General features: G+C 74.7%; 3 protein-coding genes and 1 pseudogene. All 4 read right to left on the reverse strand.

Translation table 11 applies throughout. From position 1 onward, the window contains the following. Positions 1–271: pseudogene (locus tag AOK09_RS34075) on the reverse strand (hypothetical protein); the annotation flags it as partial. A gap of 291 nt (positions 272–562) precedes the next feature. Beyond that, positions 563–1,897 (reverse strand): vWA domain-containing protein, encoded by a 1,335-nt coding sequence (locus AOK09_RS34080; RefSeq protein ID WP_055591086.1) that lies wholly within the window; start codon positions 1,895–1,897, stop codon positions 563–565. Beyond that, complete coding sequence (locus AOK09_RS34085; protein ID WP_055591087.1) at positions 1,897–3,132, reverse strand: protein phosphatase 2C domain-containing protein; 1,236 nt, start codon at positions 3,130–3,132, stop codon at positions 1,897–1,899. Before AOK09_RS34085 ends, AOK09_RS34080 begins: the two co-directional genes overlap by 1 nt. Before the next feature lie 22 nt (positions 3,133–3,154). Further along, positions 3,155–3,867 (reverse strand): tetratricopeptide repeat protein (locus AOK09_RS34090; RefSeq protein ID WP_322973234.1); only part of this gene is annotated, 713 nt, incomplete at its 5' end.

Consider the following 3,867-nt stretch of genomic DNA (forward strand, 5'->3'; position numbering starts at 1 on the left):
GTGCGGACTGCTGCGCGGCGGACACATAGGTGCCGAAGGGGTCGCCGGACGGTGCGGGGGCCGGGGCGGACGGCTGGGGGTACCCGTAGCCCTGCTGCTGCTGCTGCGGCGGCTGGTGGGGCTGGTGGCCGCCGTGGCCGCGGGAGGGGGCGGAGAGGTCGTAGTCGTAGCCGCACTCCTCGCAGTAGCGGCCGGTCTGCGGGGTGCGGCAGATCGGACAGGTGGCGAGGGCGTCGGTGGTCTCGGGCTCGGCGAAGGGCGGCGGCGCCATGCCACCGGACCCCATCCCACCGGGCTGCATGCCCGCAGGGCCCATCCCTGCCGGCCCCCTGCCGGGCTGCTGCACCCCCTGGCCCGCCATCCCGGGGTCCTGCAGCCCCTGCGGCGCCATTCCCTGCGACCCCGGACCCTGTGGCCCCGGACCCTGCGACCCCAGCCCCTGCGGCGTGCCGTAGGAGGGCGCCGCCGGGTTGTGTCCGCTCATCGGGAAGCCGCAGACGTCGCACCAGTCCTCGGCCTGTGAGTCATGACCCCTCGGGCAGATCGGCATCAGTGCCCCCCACTACTTCTTCACGCGTACGGTCTTCGTGGAGCGGGTCTCAAGGGTCATCTCGTCGGCCTCGCTCACATGCTTGCGAAACCGAACGGTACCTTCCTTCGGGTCGACGACGTCGACCACCTTCTGCAGCAGTCTGAAGGTGTCCTCGTTGCCCGAGGCGTGGGCGAGGCGAACTGCCTTGCCCAGCTTGGCGGTTGCCTGGTCGATGTCGCCACTGCGGTGCGCCTCCAGGCCCAGCTGGATGGATTCGGCCAGCTCGGCCTGGCCGGTGTAGTGGGCGACCTGCGGGCTGATCCGGGTGGAGGAGGCCAGGTCGTCGGTCCAGATGGCCTTGACCAGCCCTTGGGAGAGCACCTCGGCGGTGCCGTCCGTCCGGGTCAGCACCAGGCTGACCCGGGCGGCCAGCATCTCGCTGCCGACAGCTGCGGCGGGGACCTGGACGCACAGGTGGTAGTCGCGGCTCTCGTCGCCCCAGGAGCCCGTGGGATAGTCCCCGGCCCTGGGGCCGGCCTCGGTGCGGCGCCCGGTGAGGTCGGCGACGGTGGGGGCGACCTGTTTGACGAAGCCGACGGTGGCGTGCTGCGGCGTCCACACCCGCAGACCGACGCCGGCCACCCCCTTGCCCATGGCGTCCGCCATCATGGCGCGGAAGTCGTCGGCGAGGCCCGCGGGATCGGCGACGATGTCCACGGTGCCCAGCAGCGCCGTGGAGACCCGGCGCAGCTCCGCCACCTCCCAGTCGGTGCCCACGCCGCGGCAGTCGCAGGTGAAGTGGCCGGAGACGGCGTCCAGCGCGGCGGTGAGCGCCTCGGGCGTCTCGTGCTCGTTGCGGCCGTCGGTGAGCAGGATGCCATGCCGGATGGTGATGTCCCGGCGGGTGAGGAAGAGGCGGTCCGCCTTGCGCAGCCAGGTGCCGATGGCGGTGCCGCCGCCGGGCGTGAGGCGGCGCAGCGCCTGCTTGGCGGCGTGCCGGGTGGCGGCGTCGGCGACGGCGAGCGTGCCGTCGCCGGGATAGACCTCGCGGGCCTCGTGGGTGCCGGCGACCACGGCGAAGGCGACCCCGTCGCGCAGGGTGTCGATCGCGGTCGCGGTGGCCTCACGGGCGGCGCGTGTCTTGCTGGACGGGTGGTCCATGGAGCCCGAGCAGTCGACCATGACGACCACCGCGGCCTCCGGCCCCTGGGACCGGTCGGCGAGCGGGCGGCCGCCGGAGGTGCCGCCGCCGGTGGCGGTCACCCGGACGATCGCGTTGACCTCGCGGGCGCCCTCGGAGAGGTACTCGTTCTGGAAGACGTCGACGGTGAAACTCGGCAGCTCGGGCTTGGTCAGCCTGGCCATCACCGGTGCTCCTGTCGGTCGGCGGGCGGCTCCGCGCCGCCCGGGAGGTCGACCAGGGTGGGAGTGGGCTCCGCTTCGGGGCGGCGGGCCGGAGCCGGGGGGAAGGGCAGCACGGCGACGGTGATGTTGTCGTGGCCGCCGCGGGAGAGGGCGAACCGCACCAGTTGCCGGGCCGCCGAGAGCGGCTCGGTGCGGGCGTCGTCGGGGACCACGTCGGCCAGGTCGGTGGCGGCCTCGGCGTAGTTCCACAGGCCGTCGGTGCAGACCAGCACCACCCCGGGGACATGCGGGGTGAAGGCGACCGTGTGCGGGTCCACCTCGGTGGCGTCGGCCCCGAGCCAGCCGGTGATGGCGTGGGCGCGGGGGTCCGCGTACGCCTCGGCCTCGCCCATCAGCCCGGCGGACACCATGCGGGCCGCCCAGGAGTCGTCCTCGGTGAGCCGGTAGGGCTCCGCGGCCTCGCGGTCGTCGGGGATCCAGTAGGCCCGGCTGTCGCCGACCCAGCCGATGGTGACTGCGCCGGCGGCCGCCACGGCGCTGACGCAGGTGCAGGCGGGGGAGTTCTGGCCGGGGTCGGGCCCGTTGCCGTCGTGCGCGAGGGCGTCGACGGCGCGGGCGGCGTCCAGCAGCGCGTCGTGCATGGCCCGGGTGGGGTCGGTGCCCGCTTCGAGGGCGGTGAGCAGCGCCTCGGACGCGGCGTCGGCGCCGACCTGGGACGCCTGGTCGGGGCGGGTGGCGGAGGAGACCCCGTCGCAGACCACCGCGACCACGGCGGAGGTGCCGTCGGGCAGCGAGGTGGCGGCGATGGTGAAGGAGTCCTCGTTGCGGTGGTGGCGCACACCGCGGTCGCTGACACCCGCCACGCCCTCCAGGGCGCGCTCCATGTGGTCGCGGGGCCGGGTCCGCGCGGCGCCGCAGGTGTCGCAGTAGCCGTCGGCCAGCACACGGCCGCCGCACTGGGCGCACGGCCGGGCGCCGGCTCCGGCCGCGGAGCCGTCCGCCGTCCCCGGTTCCGTTCCCTCGTCGCCCCGGTCGTCGTCCTCGTCCTCGTCGCCGTCCTCGTCGTCGCCGTCGTCGTCGTCGAGGAGGAGGCGGCCCGGGGCGGCGAGGACGAAGTCCCCGGTGCCGCCCTGCGGAGCCGGGGGCGCCGTCAGGCTGACTCCGCAGGCGCCGCAGAACATGTCCTCGGGCTCCAGCGGCTCCGCGCAGGCGGGGCACACGGTCATCTGCGGCATCCCCTGTCACACCTCATTCGGGTCACACCCATGTCCTGGGCCTGGTCTGGTTGGCCCGCTCGACAAGGGCGAACCGGGTCTCCTGCCGGTCCGCCAGCCGGGCCAGCACCCGGTAGGAGTCTTCCAGGGCCCTGCGCAGTTCCCGTTCGTCGGCGGGACGGCCGAGCAGGGTGAGCGGTTTCTGGTCCGGGGGACCGGCGAGGACCCAGCCGAGCGCCGCGCCGAGCACCTCGACCCGCAGCTCCGCATGGCGCCGGGCGTCCAGGTCGAGATCGCCGAGCCGGGCGGCGCAGATCTCCAGGTCGGCGCCGAGGGGCTCGACGGGTGAGCGGTCCCGGATCCGGGCCCGTACGGCGGCCGTCCGGGCGGCGGTGCAGTGGACGGAGGTCTCCGGCACCGACTCCAGGGTCCGTACGGCGCCCTCGCGGTCACCCGTCGCCAGCAGCACCCGTGCCAGTCCGAAGGCGGCGCTGACGAAGGAGTGGTCGGTGCTCCAGACCAGCCGGTAGAACTCGGCGGCGTCGTCCGCCCGGCCGAGCAGCTCGGAGCAGAGGCCGAGGGCGAGCTTGGGTGCGGCCTCGCCCGGGAAGGCGTCGTAGACCGCGTCGAAGGCGTCCGCGGCGTCCTGGAGCGACACCTCGTCATTGGCCGCGGTGAGCGCGGTCAGGCCGCGGTACCAGACGGCCCGCCAGTCGTCGCCGAGAGAGGGCAGCACGGCGCGGGCGGCCGCCAGGT

The organism is Peterkaempfera griseoplana, from assembly GCF_001418575.1.
Taxonomy (GTDB): Bacteria; Actinomycetota; Actinomycetes; order Streptomycetales; family Streptomycetaceae; genus Peterkaempfera; species Peterkaempfera griseoplana.

Coding starts and splice junctions, on each gene's coding strand:
- AOK09_RS34080 (WP_055591086.1), bottom strand. CDS start 1,897: ATGGCCAGGCTGACCAAGCCCGAGCTGCCGAGTTTCACCGTCGACGTC.
- AOK09_RS34085 (WP_055591087.1), bottom strand. CDS start 3,132: ATGCCGCAGATGACCGTGTGCCCCGCCTGCGCGGAGCCGCTGGAGCCC.